The following is a 16,875-nucleotide window of genomic DNA, read 5'->3' on the forward strand; positions in this document are numbered from 1 at the left end:
CGAGGATTGAGAAAGTATAGCAATCCTAAATGAGTTGTAAATGTTTTACCCCACCCCAACCCTCCCCTTACTAAGGGGAGGGAGTAAGAAATTCACAAATGATTTAGGATTGGCTATATCTTCTGACGCACTCTACTACTCTCTACAAGCGTTTAACAAGTATCCACCGCAACTCTAACGGCGGTGTTTGTTTCACAGAAAATAAATCCCGCCCGCTAGCCCAACTCACAAACCAAGGTGTCGGCGGCCACGCAGAATCAGGCAAATGTTTTTGTTCGTATTCAATCACCGATTGATCAGAAATAATTTCTAACGGCAAACCCTCTATGGCTGCTTGCAATTCTTGTCTGGTAATCAGATAAGACCAACACAATTCAGACATTTGTTTTGCCATCTCATCGGGTTCGTAACCCTCTACAGCTAAGAAAGCACTGAATAATATAAACCCGCCACTTAAAACAGCATCGGACATTTTGCCCAGGAACAAACGAATTTGTTCCGGGTAGCGGAAGTGTGAGAGAACTTCGGTAGCAATGGCTAATTTGTACCGATAAGTTTTCATTCTCAATAATGGGTCTAAAACGTCGCCTTGGGTGACATTTATCGGCAAGTTTTCGGCGGTTGCTGCTGCTGATAGCTTCTCGGCAAAAATCGGCGTTAGTTCGATCGCATCCACGGAATGGCCTAACCTTGCTAAAGGCAAACTATTGCGCCCTGGGCCCGCACCCACATCTAAAATAGGTGCTTTTCCCGGTTCGCCTAATTCGGCGGCAATGGCGATGACTTTGGCATCGGGATGGCTGCCGAATAAAGGTTCGGGGCGAATATCCGGCCAGCTATGATATTTCTGGGCCATCGATTCGATTTGAATCTTGGTATTCAGAGTAATGCCACCGGCTAAACCGCTTTGGGAATTAGCGGGAAAATAGGAGACTATTAGATTAGCGTGGGGGGAATTTTTGAATCCTTCTGCTAAGGCGTTGGCGATTAATGTTCGCAAGTTTTCGGCTTGGGCAGCGTCGATGTTTTGTCCGAGAATGTTTAAGAAGTCTGAGAGTAATTTAAGATAGTCGTCTAGCATCGATGGCAAGCAAGGCAGATAGAATTCTCCCTTGAGGCCGATGCTCCTTTTGAGCCTTTCTTTGAGAATTAATTTCAGGCGATTCGAGTCTGTCAACGGCGGGCCTGTTTCGGGTGATTCGCTGACGGACAATTCGGTGACAGATGCGGCACTGGTGAGGTTTTTAGTCACAATATTTTTGATTAGATTCGGCAATAAGTGCGATCGCACCGAGCATAATCTTGTGCTCTTGCACCTGAATTCTCGCGTGCAGTGTTTCTGCGGTATCATCAGGCAATACTGGCACCGCAGCCTGCATTAAAATCGGCCCGCTGTCTACTTCTAAACGGGCGATATGTACCGTACATCCGGTGATTTTAACCTTAGCTGCCAGTGCTTGCTCGACGGCGCGAATTCCTGGGAAACTCGGCAATAAGCTGGGGTGAATGTTAATAACGCGATCGGGAAAAGCATCAAACAAAACTTTGGTAACAATTCGCATCCAACCCGCCATCACTACCCATTCTACATCATATTCTTGAAAAGTTTTGACAATTTTTGTATCTAATTCTTCGCGGCTTTTGCAGTCGCGGTGATTGAGAAGAATCGATGGAATACCGTATTTTTCGGCTCTGGCTGCGGCTTTGGCTTCGGGGTTGTTGTAAATTAATATTGGTATTTGAGCGTTGAGTTGTTGATTTTGGATGGCTTGGGCAATTACCTCGAAGTTGCTGCCGCTTCCTGATGCTAAAACTCCTAATTTTAATGGAGGATGGGCCGGAGCGAGCGCACTTTGGCCAATCTCAGGAGAAATCAGGCAGGCATTGGAATTAACAGATACTGGATTAGCGGTCATTCGATTTTAGATTTTAGATTTTAGATTTTGGATTGACCCCACGGATAAATTCGGGGGCTGGAGGATTTTAGATTTTAGATTTTGGATTGATTCCACGGATAAATCCGGGGGGTTGTACCATCAAGAAATTCTTGGTCATAAAGATAAAAACTATTCACTCGTCTTCTACAATACAGGTAAAGGGTAAGGTGTGCTGGGTCGCACTCTACATGGAGATATTGCCTAAGTCCTAAGTATATTATTTTTTTTCGCTGACCTACTGATTCACTCCTATTCTACAATATTCTCAAAAAACTCTTCCCTGAGAATCGAATAAAGTTTTAGATCCCAATATCTGTCTTTGACAAATAGGTGCTGTCGCAATACCCCTTCCAATTGCATCCCCACTTTTTCCATCACCCGAGCGGAAGCAATATTGTTAACTTCACATCGAGCCATAATTCGATTCAGCAACATCTCCCGAAAGCCGAATTCAATAACTGCATTAACAGCCTCGCTCATGTATCCTTCGCCCCAATAGCTCCTAGAGAGTGCGTAGCCAATTTCCGCGCGGCTGTGCGTCATGCTCCATTCCACAAATCCGCAAGTCCCGATAAACTTTTTCTCGACTTTGTGGACAATTCCCCAATCTACAAGCTCTCGTCTTTTGTACATTTTTGTAAGTGACTTGAGAAAGTCTTTAGTGTCTTCGATCGAGGTGTGGGTTGACCACATTGTGTATTGGGATACTGCGGGGTTTGAGGCATACTCAAACATATCCCTGGCATCGTTTAAAGTAATTTTTCGGAGCAGGAGCCTTTCAGTTTCTATAGTGGGTAAATGAGCTAATATATCGAGAAGGTTCATTTTGATATTGACCTATATTGTGATACCATTTAAAACTAAAAGCTAAAATTTACAAGCCAATGGTTCGGATTAAATTTGGGCGTTTTAACTGGTTGGATAATGATGCGATCGCAGCTTGGACTTTCCTGGCCCCAGCTTTGCTGTTTCTGGGTACTTTTTTGATTGGGCCGATCGCCTATTTATTTTACCTCAGCTTTACCAGCGGCAGCTTTACCCAGTCGGGAGTGCGTTGGATTGGCTTCAACAACTACTGGCGTCTAGTCACAAACCCGGATTTCTGGCAAATTCTCCAAAATACGCTCTATTTTACTACTGCAACAGTCATTCCCAGTTTAGTGATTCCATTGGGCTTAGCAGTTTTGCTAAATCGCTCGTTTGCTTGGCGAGGAGCTCTCCGCACCGCTTATTTTATTCCCTCGATTACCTCTTTAGTTGCAGTTGGCTTGGGTTGGCGGTGGTTGTTTCAAACCGAAGGCCCGGTGAATAATGCCCTGAATGCGATCGGCTTAAATCCAATTCCTTGGCTGAGTAGCACAGTTTGGGCAATGCCAGTGATAATTCTGCTCAGTGTTTGGAAACAATTAGGCTTTAATATGGTAGTATTTTTAGCAGGCTTACAAGCAATTCCGGTCAATCGTTACGAAGCCGCAGAATTGGATGGAGCTAATGCTTGGCAGCAATTTTTGTACATCACTTTACCCGGTTTGCGACCGACTTTAGTATTTGCTACCGTCACTACTGCTATTTTTACTCTGCGGAGTTTCGAGCAAGTTTACGTCATCACTGGCGGCGGCCCTTTGAACTCTACTAATTTGCTAGTTTATTATATTTACGAGCAAGCTTTTTCACAATTTGATTTTGGCTATGCAGCCGCTGCGGCAACTTTCCTGATGGCTTTAGCTTTGATATTAGTCTATTTACAACTAAAAGTTTGGGGCGAAGATGCTTGAGATCACGTCCGGTAGCATCCTTCGTGTATGGGCGGGGCGGGTTTACCAAATTGTTTTTTTTAGGCAATTATGTTTGGTAAAACCCGCCCATACGCGCCAATTATACAATTAACCAGGCCCAATGCCCAATTACTAATTCCCCATTTTATATTCCATGTACTCGGCTGTTTGTTCAGCCTGTGCTGTACCCAAAAGCTTGCCGACAACGTGCAAAGACATATCAATTCCCGCAGCAATTCCCCCAGAAGTGATGATTTTGCCGTTATCTACAAATCGCTGATTTTCGATAATAGTTGTGTTGGGCGCTAATTCTTTCAATAAATCCAATGCCTGATGGTGGGTAGTTGCTTCCAAACCTTCCAACAAGCCAGCTTTTGCCAAAAGCAGTGATCCCGTACAGACAGAAAGCACTAATTCTGCTGTTAGCGCACACTCTTTTATCCAGTTAATAACTGCTGAATTATCGATTAACTTTCTCGTACCTTGTCCTCCCGGTACAATTAAAATATCCGGTGGCGGACAATCGGAAATGGTGCAGTCAGGATTTACACTCAAACCATTGCGGGCGTTGACAGCACCCGGATGTTCGGCTACGGTAGAGACTGCAAAAGGTCGCTCGCCCTTACTTAATTGTGATGTCACCGAAAACACTTCAAAAGGGCCTGCAAAGTCTAGTACCTCGACATCATCAAACATTAAAATAGCTACCTTCCTAGTTGCCATAAGACATACTTCTGATAGAGACCAAAAATATTGGCGATTTGTTATCGTAGAACTGGTATAATTTAAATCATTAAAGCTATGCCGAAAAAAATTCGCCATCGCGCTCTGAAACTCTTTGTTTTGTGTCTGGCTTGTGCCTTAGCAAGTGCTGTTGCGCCAATTTTTACGCCCGCTCAATCCACAACTCAATTAGAATTTCGCATTATTCAATTAGAACGTCAAATTTCAGAACTCAGAGGACAAATCTACAGTTTGCAGAATCAAGGTTCTAGAGTTAACAGGCCTCCGTCTCCTTCCGGTTCTGGTCGGACAAATGCTAGAATGCCGTCGGGAGACCCGATGTTTGACAATTTAGCAACTTTGGCAATTGAAAATAAGCAAGATATTATCAAAATTCAAGAGCGGTTGTCAAAGCTAGAATCGTCGAGAAATCGCTAGAGAACTCATTAGTTAGAAGGAAGAGGGAAGAAGGAAGACACGAGACGGATGTTGACACGGATACAGGGATTAATTATTGAACCCAAGTCGGGAGTCCGGAGTCCGGAGTCAGAGGGAAGAGGGAAGAGGGAAGAAGTCAGTAGTCATTAGTTAGAAGAATAAAGTCATATTCTCCCCAGCTCCCAACTCCAAACTCTCCCCCTCTCCCCCTCTCCCATCCTCCGACGTTGAGGTCGAGAACAGCAGGGTCTGCTAAAAGTTAACTTGCAGAACTATTCAATGATATGGAAATAAAAGCCTGCAACCACAAAATTGATTACTAGCAGCAAGAGAAACCAGCCTGCGCGAAATGTGTAAGGGAATTTGCCCGTTTTCATCACGGAGTCGGATTTTAATTGGTTCTTCGCTATCTCTGGCATAGGTAAAGCTCCTAATTCATAATGTCACTCTATTCACAAATAGCAGAGAGCGTCGCACTTATGCACAATCCTCTAGAGTTATTTTTTGTAACAAGGAGTTTATACCGAGTTGAATTCACATTAATTTCAATCGCTCTCTCCGGCGTGGTAGGAACTGCGGACGAGAGGCCCCGATCGCACGCGCTCAAACCCCATCTCCCGGGCGATCGACCCGAAACGGTCAAATTCGCTCGGCGTCCAGTATTTACGCACTGGGAGGTGATCTAGAGATGGTCTCATGTATTGACCGAGGGTGAGCCGATCGCACTTGGCATCTCGCAAATCGGTCATCGCTTCGACTATCTCGGCTTCGGTTTCCCCGTGTCCCAACATCAAACCGGATTTTGTGGGAATAGTTGGGTCATATTGCTTAACAATACGCAGAACGTCGATCGAGCGATCGTACTTGGCCCCCCTCCGCACCGGCCCTTGCAATCGGCGCACCGTCTCAATATTGTGGTTGTAACAAGCCGGTTTAGCCTCCACCACCGTGCGAATCCGATCTCGCTGCAACTCCTCGATCCCTGAATTCTCCCCCTCTGAGCTCCTCCCGATTCCCCCCCAAAAATCCGGCGTTAGTACCTCAACTTCAGTATCCGGGTTCAGAAGGCGGATTTGGGCGATCGTCCTTGCAAACCAACCCGCACCCCCATCCGGCAAATCATCCCTCGCCACCGAAGTCAGCACCGCATAGCGCAAACCCAACAACTGCACCGCCTCAGCCACCTTTTGCGGTTCCTCCGGGTCTAGCGGCATCGGAGAATGACCTTTATCTACTTGACAAAAAGCACAAGCGCGGGTGCAAGTCGGCCCCATCAACAAAAAAGTCGCCGTTTTTTGCGCGTAGCACTCGCCCCGGTTGGGACATCTGCCCTCCTCGCAAATCGTGTGAATTTGCCGCTGTTTAATAATTTTTTGCACTTGCGAAAGTTCGCTAGCTTTGCCAACGGGCCTACGCAACCACTCCGGCATCGCCTCAATTTCACCCCGCATTTGGGCAGCAACTGCTTTGACAGTAGGAGTTTTAGGAGTTTGGGGCGACATAAAATTAAGTGGCGATTGAGTTAATTCCTTCGATCGTATCCGAAATCAAAGCCCCTGAACTTGTAGGAGTATCACGCGAAATCAGAATCGCGCCCAAGTGCAACAAAACTAAACTCGCCCAGAATTATGGGTAGAATTCTGTTAGGGATATACTGAAGGTTGCAAATCATCACTCATTCATTACTGAAGGAGTCAGTCGTGGCTGGTCAAAAAATCTTGGTAATCGATGACAGTAAAGTCATCCGCGTCCGAGTCCGAGAGATGTTGCCTCAGGGTAACTTTGAAGTTCTAGAAGCAAAAGACGGCGAAGAGGGACTCAAACTGATCCGTCAAGCCCGGCCAAATCTAATTATGTTAGATTTCCTACTGCCCAAAGTCAGCGGTTGGGAAGTGTATCAAAAAGTGCAAGCCCATCCTGAGCTTTCTAAGATACCTTTGGTGATCATGTCGGGCCGCGAAGAAGAGGTGATGGAAAAAATTCCGAAACCCTTTGAGAAGCATTTTTTTGCATTCATCGCCAAGCCGTTTGAGAAGAAGCAGCTAACCGAGGCAATCAAATCGGCGATGGTACTGGCCAAAAAGAAACCAGTGCCGGAAGCCCCAGCCGCCGCCGCTGCACCCACTTCTGGAGCGGGCGCCGCCGAAATTCAGGCGATGACTGCGAAAATGGCGAAAATGCAAGCGGAAATTGATGCACTCAAAAAACAAATGACTCAGGTGATTACGATCATCAAGCAGAAATTGAAATAATTCTGCTGTTTTTTGAAGGCACTTATGTAGAAGGAAACTTCCACACCGTGCAACTTTCAGTTGAGTCTCAAAGGCTGCGATTTTATCTGCATTTTTTTGCCAAATTGTTTGAGCGAGTGCGATCGCCAATAGCCTGCAACTGGTTTCTCAAAATCCCAGTGAGAAAATCAATTAAAAGTTAAAAATAAAACAAGGGAGGAAATTAATTATTAATTAATATTAGGATTTTTAATTCCCGCTCGTTCCACACTCAATTATTAACTCCTCAGTCTCATTTTTTTGGTTAATGACTAACGACTATTCCGATTTTTTGCCTCAACTGCGTGCCTCAACAGAGCAATTATTGAAAAGACTAGACTGCTTCGATCAAGCGCAGGTATTAGCGATCGGAGATTTGACCTTGGACGAGTTTCTTACCGGACAAGTAGAGCGAATTTCCCGCGAAGCACCTGTGTTGATTTTGCGCTACGAAAATACTCAGCAAGTACCCGGAGGTGGCGCAAATGCTGTCTATAATTTAGCCAAACTGGGAGGCAAAGTAAAAGTTGCTGGTTTGGTGGGAAAAGACGACCAGGGAAAGGCTTTGTGCGGTATTTTTGAGGCGGCGGGAATTGATACGGGTGGGATTTTAATCGATTCGCAGCGTCCAACTGTCACCAAAACTCGAATTTCCGGGCACGCGCGGCAGTCGGTGACTCAGCAAATTGTCCGAGTCGATCGCAAATCGGACGAGTTGCCGGATTTAGATTTGCAGTTGCAACTGGCAGACTACATCCGGCAGCAAATACCGACAGTAGATGCAGTGGTTTGTTCCGACTACGGCGACGGAGTTTGGACGAATTTGGCGATCGAATCGGCAGTGGTTCCCGGCAAAACAATTGTAGACGCTCAAATCAATTTGCAGCGATATTCTGGAGCAATGTTATTTACTCCGAACTTGCCCGAAGCCGAGCAAGCCGTCGGATATCCTATCAAAAACCCTCAAACTTTAATGCAAGCAGGACGGGATTTGTTGCACTTAACTCAAGCTCAAAAAATCCTGATTACTCGCGGCGAAGAAGGGATGACTTTGTTTGAAAGGGCGAACGGCGAAGAAATCAAAAATTCACCCCCTCCAACATCTATTTGTGAAAAGGGGGAATTTGCCATTCAAAGTTGGGACATTCCTCCTTTTAACAAGACTGATGTATTCGACGTAACCGGTGCTGGAGATACAGTTGTAGCAGCAATGACTTTAGCTTTGTGCGTCGGTGCATCTGGTTGGGAAGCGGCAGTTTTGGGCAATTTGGCGGCTAGTATTGTTGTGCGTCAATTCGGTACGGCAACGACGACAGCAGAGGAAATGAAAGAAGCTTTGAAAACGATGATTGATCACTAATCAGTTGTAATGGGTGATTGATTATTACTTGTTCCCAGGCTCTGCGGGGTAACGTATATCCGGAGGCTCTGCCTCCCATTTTTGCCAGCAAGCGAGGCAGAAAAAGAGTGATCTCGGTTCCCAGGCAGAGCCTGGGAACCAGTTAAAATTCCCAATTCCCAATAACTACTTACTCTTTTTCAAAAGTTGTCCCTTGTCATCAATTGTCAAACCGCTATTAGGAAAATCGCTCTTTGTCAAACGGTCAATCAAGCCCACAGTCCTAAAATTGTTATCAACAGCCGGCACACCTCGCCCGTCAAGTTGGATGGGGATAATCTTACCAGAAACAAAATCCCCTTGCGGAGTCATTTTCACATCCAAAATTAGAGATTTACCGAGTGCTCCTGCCGTGGACAAAGTGCGATAACCCAAAAAATTTCCCAGAGAATAAGCAATCAATTTCCCTTTATAAAGTTCCATCGCTCGGGGAACGTGGGGGCCATGTCCCAAAATCAAATCTGCTCCCGCATCAATCATCGTCCGCGAAAACAAAACCATATTTCCCCGGTTTTCTCCGTAAAAGAACTCAGTTTTATTTCTCACATTCAGAGCTCCCGTTCCTTCAGAGCCAGCATGAACTGATATCACTACAATATCAGCTTTTTCCTTAGCTTTTTTGACAACTTCTGATCCTGCTTTCAGTTCCAGCAAAGAATTGTGAACGTCGCCGTAGTTGCTGAAACCGATAAATGCAAAATTCACACCCTTGACATTTTTATAAACAATTTGATCTCTTTTGCCAACAGACTTCATGCCGTTGCTTTCGATGTTTTTAATCGTGTCATTAAATCCCTGCTCGTTAAAATCGTAAGAGTGATTGTTGGCAATACTCAAAATATCAAAACCAACATCTTTGAAGATTTTGGCATAACTCGGAGGCGTCCGAAAGGCAAACAGCATTCGTCCGCCGCCTGCTTTGGAACTGTAAGGATAATCGGTCATCGTGCTTTCAAAATTGCCAAACAGAATATCAGCTCCTTTGAGGTACGGTTTTACCGACTCTAATAACATCTCTTTTTTTGCCGGCAGTTTGTTGTAGGGATAATTTGTGCCGGGGATCATGTCACCAACTGCTTTGATGCTGACAGTGGCGGGCACAATGGCAGGTTTTTTGGCAGCCGGGGAGGGCGATTTTGGAGCGGGAAGAGGTTTGGCTGCGGCTGCTGGTGCTGGTGTCGAGCTCACTTCTTGTACCGCAGGCTTGGACGTTAGAGGGTTGTTAGTAGCGGTGTTTGAGGATTTGTAAAATTGAGAAGCCAGAACAAAGCCGGATATCGGTACGAGAATTAGACTCAGAGCACCGATTGACAGCCGAGATTTTTTAGTTTTAGTGCGGGCTAACTCTGGCTGCGGTGATGGCTTTTGCTGCCTTTGGTTTGGGGGTTTTGGAGTTGGGATTTTAGGGGGTTGGGGCGGAGATTTTTCTGGTGTTTGAGTGGGCGCAGTTGTGACATTTTGAGGTTTTTCTAGCTTGGGCAAAGTCACAGGAATGGGAGAAGCGGCTACACTAGCGGCTACTGCTGCACTCGCAGCTACTGCGGCATTCACGGCAACTAACGCACTCACGGGTTCGGAAGTCAAGCGTTTTTTTAATTCTACCGTCTGAGTCCAAGCGGGTAATTGCTGGTCGCCCTGCCGCCCGTAAATAGTCACTGAGTAAAGGTTATTTGGTTGCAGCCGCTGCAACCCTTTGACTGCGACTCGGAGACAGGCTTCTTCTGCGGGTAAATGTTCTCCTTCCAGCAGCAGGTGCAGGGTGTCATTTTCCCGGCTGGCTTTAGCCGTGACGCCGAAGCTTTGGAGTGCTTGGCTGATCAGAAATGCGATCGCCCTGGCATCGCCTTCTTTTGCTAAATTTAAAATATCTTGTTGGCTCACAAACGCCTCTACTCTCACACTAGAAATTTAGCTCGATCTTATATCAAATTTGGCGACACAGCATTAAATACCGATTGATTTAACTTAAGTAAGTGGGTACAAATAAACAGAACGTTGGCAGAAGACGCCTGCGTGAAAGGGTCTACTCGCTCTCACTATAGCTCCTAACTAAATCCGACCCTACTTTTACAAGATAGTATGATTCTTGGCGCTTGCTAGGTGAATACAATATTTCCTAACGGTTATCTTAGTCGATCGCCCAAACACTTCTATCCGGGATAATTGCCCCCTTCAAATTAACATCGGTCAAATCAGCGCTCTCTTTCTTAAAGCATTTTTGGTAAATAAAACTGGTTTATGAGATCCAGAGTGCGTCATTAGAATGTACTGAAAATATGCGGTTTAGCAGCGAAGAATTAACGAAAAAACCAGGTTTCTCGTTGCCAGTGCCAATCCCCCTGTCCCACTTCCGCCCAAATTCAGACAAAAACGATCGACCCGCAGGCTCGGAAGCTTGTTAAACTCTTGGTCATGCCACGCTATTAGTGAGAAATCGACGGCGAGCCACAATCGTCTGCTAGCGCCCCCGCAGTGCTGCGCTGCGGGGCCTGCACTGCAAACTGCACGTAGGTGAGATTAGCTGCAATCAACTTTCGGGATGCCACTGCTAAAGTCGCGGCCGCCGATGTAGTTGTTCGTTTTAAACTAATTAAACTAATTATTTAAAGGAGTTGCAGGTCAATGACACAATTGTGCTTATGAGAGCTGGCTCGGTGCCCTCTCAAACCAGGGTTTTTCGTTAGTCTGGTGCTATTAGTGAGTTAGTTAAGCCCATAGCAGCTAGGATCGAGCTAACTCAAGGTTAAACTAAAGCTCGTCATGCGGCGTTGCCTCTCAAAACCCGGATTGAGTCTTATGGCGCATTACCGCTCCTCTGTATGTTTGTTCACCTGCATTGCCTGTCTGGGCGCTGCGTTCAGTCCAAGTGCGGACGGAAAGCACCAGGCTCTCAATGCTTCCTACCGGGCTGTTTCCCCAGAAATTGCTCAGGCGAACTCTCCCCCGGACGATCGCCAGGATTCCAAGCCTTCAAAACCGTCTCCAGCGCCCGATAAAAACAAATCTCAGCCGTCCAAAACGTCCAAATCTAATTCTAAGATCCCGAAATCGGTATCCAATTTGAGCGTCATTTTGTCTCGTCAGCGGGGGTTCTTAATGTTGGGTTTGGCAGCAGTTGTCGTCACGGCAGCGGCAGTATTTATCATGCTCAAATTAGTTAGCAGTGACGAGTCAAATTATTCTAAGCGAAGACGGGGAAGATTTGATCGCCACAACCAAAGAAACTCTCAATTTACTAATCCCGATTCTCCTACAAACTCGCACGGAAATACACAGCAAGAGAATTCTTCTGGGCTATCAAAACCGCTGTCAGCCTTGCCCTACGGTTTTGATTTGCCAAAAGACAACAGTCTCGACAGCAGCGATCAACCTTTTATCCTGGAATCCGGGGAATCAGCATCCGACGATGCAGCATTCGAGGGCGATGGAATTAATTCCGACACCTCACCCTTGGAAACTCACAGCAATGGGTACAGCAACACAGGTTTCAACATTCCCGAAACAACTAATCAAGGCGATTCCCTAGCGAGTCGCAAGAAAGATATTGCCCTTCCCGAAACGGATGGTAGACCTAAAGTTGATATTATTGAAGCACTGATTGAAGATTTGCAGCACCTCAATCCGGCAAAGAGGGGCAAAGCAATTTGGGAACTAGGCCAGCGGGGAGATTCCAGAGCAGTTGAGCCGTTGCTCGATTTGCTAGCAAATTCCGACTCCAAGCAGTACAGTTTAATTTTGGCAAGTCTCTCGGAAATTGGCATTCGCACGCTCAAACCCATGAATAATGTGTGGTCAATTTCGCTGCAAAATGAAAATCCCGAAGTGCGTAGAAATGCAATTCGCGACTTGACGCGGGTTTACGAATTGGTGAATCAAATCAGTTACTTGTTGCACCGTGCGACGGACGATCCCGATCCAGAAGTTCAGGAAACTGCTCGCTGGGCAATCAATCAGTTGAATCGCATCCGTCCGCGTTCTGGGATGGATTAATAAATGTAGCAACTTTCAAATTATTTGAAAATAGAGATTTGAGATGGGAGAATTTATAATTTAGATTATGTTAAAATTAGTGAAGGGTGACTAATGATTAAGGACTAATGACTAATAACACTTTAAAACTATTGTTCCTCTCAACTTCGGTCGGTCAACTAGGTTCGGGGTTGGGTGGCGGTGTCGAACTTACAGTCCTTAATATTGCTAAAGAATTGCAGAGTCGCGGTCATAAAATAGCAGTTGTAGCGCCGATAGGTTCAGTCTTAGAATCAATTCCAGTAATCGAAATAACGGGTGATTTGCAAGTAACCGCCCAAACACAAGATTACAATGATCCTATTGTGATGCCCGCAGATTCGGTGCTGGCGAATATGTGGGAATATGCTCGCCAAGTTCAGGATGAATGGGATGTCATTGTTAATTTTGCCTACGATTGGCTGCCGTTTTATTTGACACCATTTTTTAGGACTCCGATCGCACATTTGATCAGCATGGGCTCCCTTTCTGCTGCCCTCGATCGCATCGCCGGACAAACCGCCCTCCAGTTTCCTGGTACGATCGGAGTTCACACCGCCTCTCAAGCCAAAACATTCGCCTTTGCCGATGAATGTCAGTTGTTGGGAAATGGCATAGATTTATCCCTGTACGAATTTTGCAACAAACCGCAGTCTAAATTAGCTTGGCTAGGCCGCATCGCCCCGGAGAAAGGCTTAGAAGATGCAGTAGCAGCAGCGAAAATTACAGGCATTCCCCTGAAAATTATGGGCAAAATGCAAGATGAGGATTATTGGCAAAAAATTTGTGCAGATTACCCGGATGCTCCGGTAGAATATTTAGGGTTTCTGACAACAACCCAAATGCAAGAGCAAGTCCGTCAGTGCCAAGCATTGTTGATGACACCACGTTGGGTGGAAGCTTTCGGAAATGTCGCGATCGAGGCTTTAGCGTGCGGTGTGCCCGTGATTGCTTACGAGCGCGGGGGGCCGGCGGAAATTGTGAGAGACGGACTGACGGGCTTTTTAGTGGCTCCTGATAGTGTAAATGGCTTGGTAGGTGCGATCGCCCGCTTAGACCAAATTGACCGCAGCGCTTGCCGACGACAAGTAGAGGTAGAATATTCTTTAGCAGCTTTGGGCGATCGTTGTGAACACTGGTTCAAATCTATCACTGCTAGTAGGGTTCGTCAGTAATAATACTGGCAGATTTTTATAAAGATTCGCTGACTGATGCACCTTACAAGTTTATTGAACAGCAATTCAAATCTATTCTAAAATTGAGTTAAATAAACTCTTAATCGATCACAAAAAAACCAAACTGAAAAAACTATGGCAACCGAACGTTTAGTGCTTTTATCCAGTAGAGAAATCGAAAAAATGCGCCAAGCAGGCCGTTTAGCGGCCGAACTTCTGCTACATCTTGAACCGATGGTAAAACCCGGTGTTAGCACTCTGGAAATTAACGACGAAGCCGAACGCTGGACTTTGGCACACGGAGCAAAAAGCGCTCCCCTAGGCTATAAAGGATTTCCGAAATCTCTGTGTGCTAGCGTCAACGAAGTAGTCTGTCACGGCATCCCGAATGCGAAACAAATTCTTAAAGAAGGTGACATTATTAATATTGATGTAACGCCTTTAGTGGATGGTTATCATGGGGATACTTCCAAAACTTTTTTTGTGGGCCAACCTTCACCTGTAGCGAAAAAGTTAGTTGAAGTAACCGAGGAATGTTTAAGAAGAGGAATTGCTGAAGTCAAACCAGGTGCTCGTACCGGCGACATCGGTGCAGCGATTCAAGAATATGCTGAAGCACAGGGTTTTTCGGTAGTGCGAAATTTTGCGGGACACGGGATTCACCGAGTCTTTCACACTGAACCGGAAATTTTGCATTACGGCAAGCGGGGCACAGGAAAAAAGCTCAGACAAGGCATGGTTTTTACGATCGAGCCGATGATTAATGAGGGTACTTGGGAAGTGGAAATTCTCGCCGATGGTTGGACATCTATCACCAAGGATGGAAAGCTTTCGGCTCAATTTGAACACACTCTGGCTGTGACTGATTCTGGGGTGGAAATTCTGACTTTACCGTAGTAATGATTAACAAACAATCTGAATAACTCCCTCCTAAATCAATAATCAACCATATCCCGTAGGGGCGGGTTTCACAGGCAATATCTAAGGATTATCGACAATCTAGATAAACCCGCCCCGCCACAACCGATAACCTATATCAACCTGAAATTTGCATCGAATCCGAAAATGTAGGTTTGTATTTATGGGTGGGGGCGGGTTTGCGAGATTGTCTGTTTCAGTCAGAAATTGTCTGTAAAACCCGCCACTACAGAATTACGATCGATTCACCAAACACGATATAACTAATAACTAATAACTAATGACTGACATAAAATTTCTGCAACCAGGAGATTTGCTCAAAGTAATTGCCCCTAGTGGCACTTTGCGAGAATCAACTAACTTTGAAAAGGGTGTAGAAATTTGGAAATCCCGCGGCTATCGAATTCAATTAACACCGGGTTTTGACGATCGCTGGGGCTATTTGGCCGGTTCCGATGAAAACCGCGTCCGACAGCTCGCAGATGCCCTCAATGACCGCGATTGTCGCGGTATTCTCTGTGTTCGAGGCGGTTTCGGCAGCACTCGACTTTTGGAAAAAGGAAATGTGGGAAAGGCGGAAAACTCCCAATTTCCACCTCCGGATTCCCATTCGCCGAAATGGTTAATCGGCTTTTCAGATATTACTGCTTTGCTGTGGAATCAGGCTAAATTGGGTGTTTGGGGTGTTCACGGGCCGATGCTGACAACTTTGGCTGCTGAACCGGATTGGTCTGTCGATCGACTTTTTGACTGCATAGAAGGTCGTCCCTTACAATCTTTGCAAGGTAAAGGATGGGGCAGCGGAAAAGCCACCGGGCGACTGTTTCCGGCGAATCTGACGGTGGCTTCTCATTTGCTCGGAACCCCGTATCAACCGGATTTGACCGGGGTTATTCTCGCCTTTGAGGATGTTTCCGAGGCTCCTTACAGGGTCGATCGAATGCTGACTTTGTGGCGGATGGCCGGGGCTTTCGCTGGGGTGCGGGGCATTGCTTTGGGACGCTTCAGTCGTTGCGAGATTGATCCAAGTATTCCCAGTTTTAGCATTGAAGAGGTTTTGCGCGATCGGCTGGGGGATTTGAATATTCCCATTGTCTCGGATTTGCCCTTCGGCCACGAGGGGGTTAACGCTGCTTTACCTATGGGAATCATGGCTTGTCTCGACGCTGAATCGGGATTGCTGATTTGCGGCGATAAATCGCAACTTTAGATTAGAGATCAACGTCTATAACTTTAACTTGAGATTTTCCACCAGCTAAATAGCGGGGTTGGGTGAGGTTGACACGGTTGGCAGAAATTACATTTAAAATGGATTGTGTATGCAAATGTCGGCGCCAACAAAGCAAAAAGATTTTAAATTTTTCCAGAGGTTGATATGAGAACGCACAACTTGTTAAACAGTATTGCGGCCACTGTGCTAGTTGCAGGATTGGCACTCACTGGCATTTCGTCTAGTGCAGTTGGCGAACAGATACAGAATAACGATCGCATAGATGGAGTAATTCGCCGCACTTCCCCGATTTACCGTTTCCGGAATATGTGGGTTCCGGGCTCTCCGACGGAAGAATTGCGCGGCCAAGAATACACATTCAGCGCTCGGGAAGGCGATAACATTGAAGTGTTTTTAGACACAGATACAAGGAGCGGTTTTGCTCCCGTCATGGTGCTGTTTTACGGGAACAACAAACAAGTCGCTTTTACCCAAGAGCGTTCTTTTAATTATCAAATTCCTCGTAGCGGCGATTATAAACTGTTAGTGTTAGCAAAAGATGCTGCCAGAGGCGGTAGCTACACGCTGGAAGTGGCGGGAATTGATGGGGGCGACAGACGAGCTCGCAATTCGCGGGACGATTGGTACACCAGGCGAGATGACGGTCGATATGACGGTCAATATGACAGAGCACAGCTTCTGCAAGATGATTTTGGCTTGCGGTCTGTTGATTGTCGCGAGAGACGTTCTATGGTGAGAGTCAGGTTTGACGATGCTAATCAAGACTCGACTTACTGCGCTGTCCCGACTAGAAACTTCCCGGCGGGAGATTATTATTACAATTCGCGGACGAGAGATTTAGACTCGGCGAGGCGGAATGATAGTAGATTCGATGCGGGCCGAGATCAATGTCGGGTAGTGGTGGGCGGAATCTGCGTGACGAGGTAAGATAGGTCAAACTGTAGCGCGGAATCAGAAACCCGGTTTCTACGAAGAAACCGGGTTTCTGAGCCTATACATAG

Annotated in this window: 16 protein-coding genes; 9 read left to right on the forward strand and 7 right to left on the reverse strand. The window is 46.1% G+C overall.

What is annotated here, in order from left to right; translation table 11 throughout:
• Positions 1–142: 142 nt before the first annotated feature.
• The 3 genes from D0A34_11375 to D0A34_11385 all read right to left on the reverse strand — a co-directional run bounded on the left by D0A34_11375 (position 143) and on the right by D0A34_11385 (position 2,762).
• Positions 143–1,177 carry a class I SAM-dependent methyltransferase gene (locus D0A34_11375; GenBank protein ID UNU22253.1) on the reverse strand — a complete coding sequence of 345 codons (1,035 nt, stop codon included), beginning with the start codon at positions 1,175–1,177 and terminating at the stop codon, positions 143–145.
• 67 nt (positions 1,178–1,244) lie between these two features.
• Positions 1,245–1,916 carry a phosphoribosylglycinamide formyltransferase gene (locus D0A34_11380; GenBank protein UNU19390.1) on the reverse strand — a complete coding sequence of 224 codons (672 nt, stop codon included), beginning with the start codon at positions 1,914–1,916 and terminating at the stop codon, positions 1,245–1,247.
• 270 nt (positions 1,917–2,186) lie between these two features.
• A complete protein-coding gene (locus D0A34_11385) occupies positions 2,187–2,762 on the reverse strand; it encodes an N-acetyltransferase (protein ID UNU19391.1) in 576 nt (191 codons plus the stop codon).
• A gap of 59 nt (positions 2,763–2,821) precedes the next feature.
• On the opposite strand from D0A34_11385, the gene D0A34_11390 reads away from it, so the two are divergent.
• On the forward strand, positions 2,822–3,712 hold the full coding sequence (locus tag D0A34_11390; protein UNU19392.1) for a sugar ABC transporter permease: 891 nt from the start codon (positions 2,822–2,824) through the stop codon (positions 3,710–3,712).
• Positions 3,713–3,844: 132 nt separating this feature from the next.
• Here the strand turns inward: D0A34_11390 and D0A34_11395 are convergent, their stop codons facing one another.
• Positions 3,845–4,435, reverse strand: coding sequence for a DJ-1/PfpI family protein (locus D0A34_11395; GenBank protein UNU22254.1), 591 nt, complete (start codon positions 4,433–4,435; stop codon positions 3,845–3,847).
• A gap of 66 nt (positions 4,436–4,501) precedes the next feature.
• Here D0A34_11395 and D0A34_11400 point away from each other — a divergent pair, with 66 nt between their 5' ends.
• The gene (locus D0A34_11400) at positions 4,502–4,873 is read left to right on the forward strand and encodes a hypothetical protein (GenBank protein ID UNU19393.1); all 372 of its coding nucleotides are present in this window, start codon (positions 4,502–4,504) and stop codon (positions 4,871–4,873) included.
• A gap of 272 nt (positions 4,874–5,145) precedes the next feature.
• Here the strand turns inward: D0A34_11400 and D0A34_11405 are convergent, their stop codons facing one another.
• Both D0A34_11405 and lipA read right to left on the reverse strand, forming a co-directional pair.
• Positions 5,146–5,292, reverse strand: a complete 147-nt coding sequence (locus D0A34_11405) for a Photosystem I protein (GenBank protein ID UNU19394.1) — start codon at positions 5,290–5,292, stop codon at positions 5,146–5,148.
• A gap of 126 nt (positions 5,293–5,418) precedes the next feature.
• Positions 5,419–6,375, reverse strand: a complete 957-nt coding sequence (gene lipA, locus D0A34_11410) for a lipoyl synthase (GenBank protein ID UNU19395.1) — start codon at positions 6,373–6,375, stop codon at positions 5,419–5,421.
• 198 nt (positions 6,376–6,573) lie between these two features.
• Here lipA and D0A34_11415 point away from each other — a divergent pair, with 198 nt between their 5' ends.
• Together D0A34_11415 and D0A34_11420 are read left to right on the forward strand one after the other, a co-directional pair.
• The gene (locus D0A34_11415; protein UNU19396.1) at positions 6,574–7,125 is read left to right on the forward strand and encodes a response regulator; all 552 of its coding nucleotides are present in this window, start codon (positions 6,574–6,576) and stop codon (positions 7,123–7,125) included.
• A gap of 286 nt (positions 7,126–7,411) precedes the next feature.
• Entirely contained in the window at positions 7,412–8,503 is a 1,092-nt protein-coding gene (locus tag D0A34_11420; protein ID UNU19397.1) for a D-glycero-beta-D-manno-heptose-7-phosphate kinase, read from the forward strand.
• Between the two features lie 165 nt (positions 8,504–8,668).
• Here the strand turns inward: D0A34_11420 and D0A34_11425 are convergent, their stop codons facing one another.
• On the reverse strand, positions 8,669–10,423 hold the full coding sequence (locus D0A34_11425; GenBank protein UNU19398.1) for a CapA family protein: 1,755 nt from the start codon (positions 10,421–10,423) through the stop codon (positions 8,669–8,671).
• Between the two features lie 915 nt (positions 10,424–11,338).
• On the opposite strand from D0A34_11425, the gene D0A34_11430 reads away from it, so the two are divergent.
• The 5 genes from D0A34_11430 to D0A34_11450 all read left to right on the forward strand — a co-directional run bounded on the left by D0A34_11430 (position 11,339) and on the right by D0A34_11450 (position 16,801).
• Entirely contained in the window at positions 11,339–12,532 is a 1,194-nt protein-coding gene (locus tag D0A34_11430; GenBank protein ID UNU19399.1) for a HEAT repeat domain-containing protein, read from the forward strand.
• A 107-nt stretch (positions 12,533–12,639) separates the two neighbouring features.
• Positions 12,640–13,725, forward strand: coding sequence for a UDP-glucose--tetrahydrobiopterin glucosyltransferase (locus D0A34_11435; GenBank protein UNU19400.1), 1,086 nt, complete (start codon positions 12,640–12,642; stop codon positions 13,723–13,725).
• A 135-nt stretch (positions 13,726–13,860) separates the two neighbouring features.
• Positions 13,861–14,622, forward strand: coding sequence for a type I methionyl aminopeptidase (gene map / locus D0A34_11440; protein UNU19401.1), 762 nt, complete (start codon positions 13,861–13,863; stop codon positions 14,620–14,622).
• 301 nt (positions 14,623–14,923) lie between these two features.
• Positions 14,924–15,853: an LD-carboxypeptidase gene (locus D0A34_11445; GenBank protein ID UNU19402.1), complete on the forward strand. Its 930-nt coding sequence runs from the start codon at positions 14,924–14,926 to the stop codon at positions 15,851–15,853.
• 165 nt (positions 15,854–16,018) lie between these two features.
• The gene (locus D0A34_11450; protein UNU19403.1) at positions 16,019–16,801 is read left to right on the forward strand and encodes a hypothetical protein; all 783 of its coding nucleotides are present in this window, start codon (positions 16,019–16,021) and stop codon (positions 16,799–16,801) included.
• The last annotated feature ends 74 nt before the right edge of the window (positions 16,802–16,875 follow it).

Source organism: Microcoleus vaginatus PCC 9802 (assembly GCA_022701275.1).
GTDB lineage: Bacteria > Cyanobacteriota > Cyanobacteriia > Cyanobacteriales > Microcoleaceae > Microcoleus > Microcoleus vaginatus_A.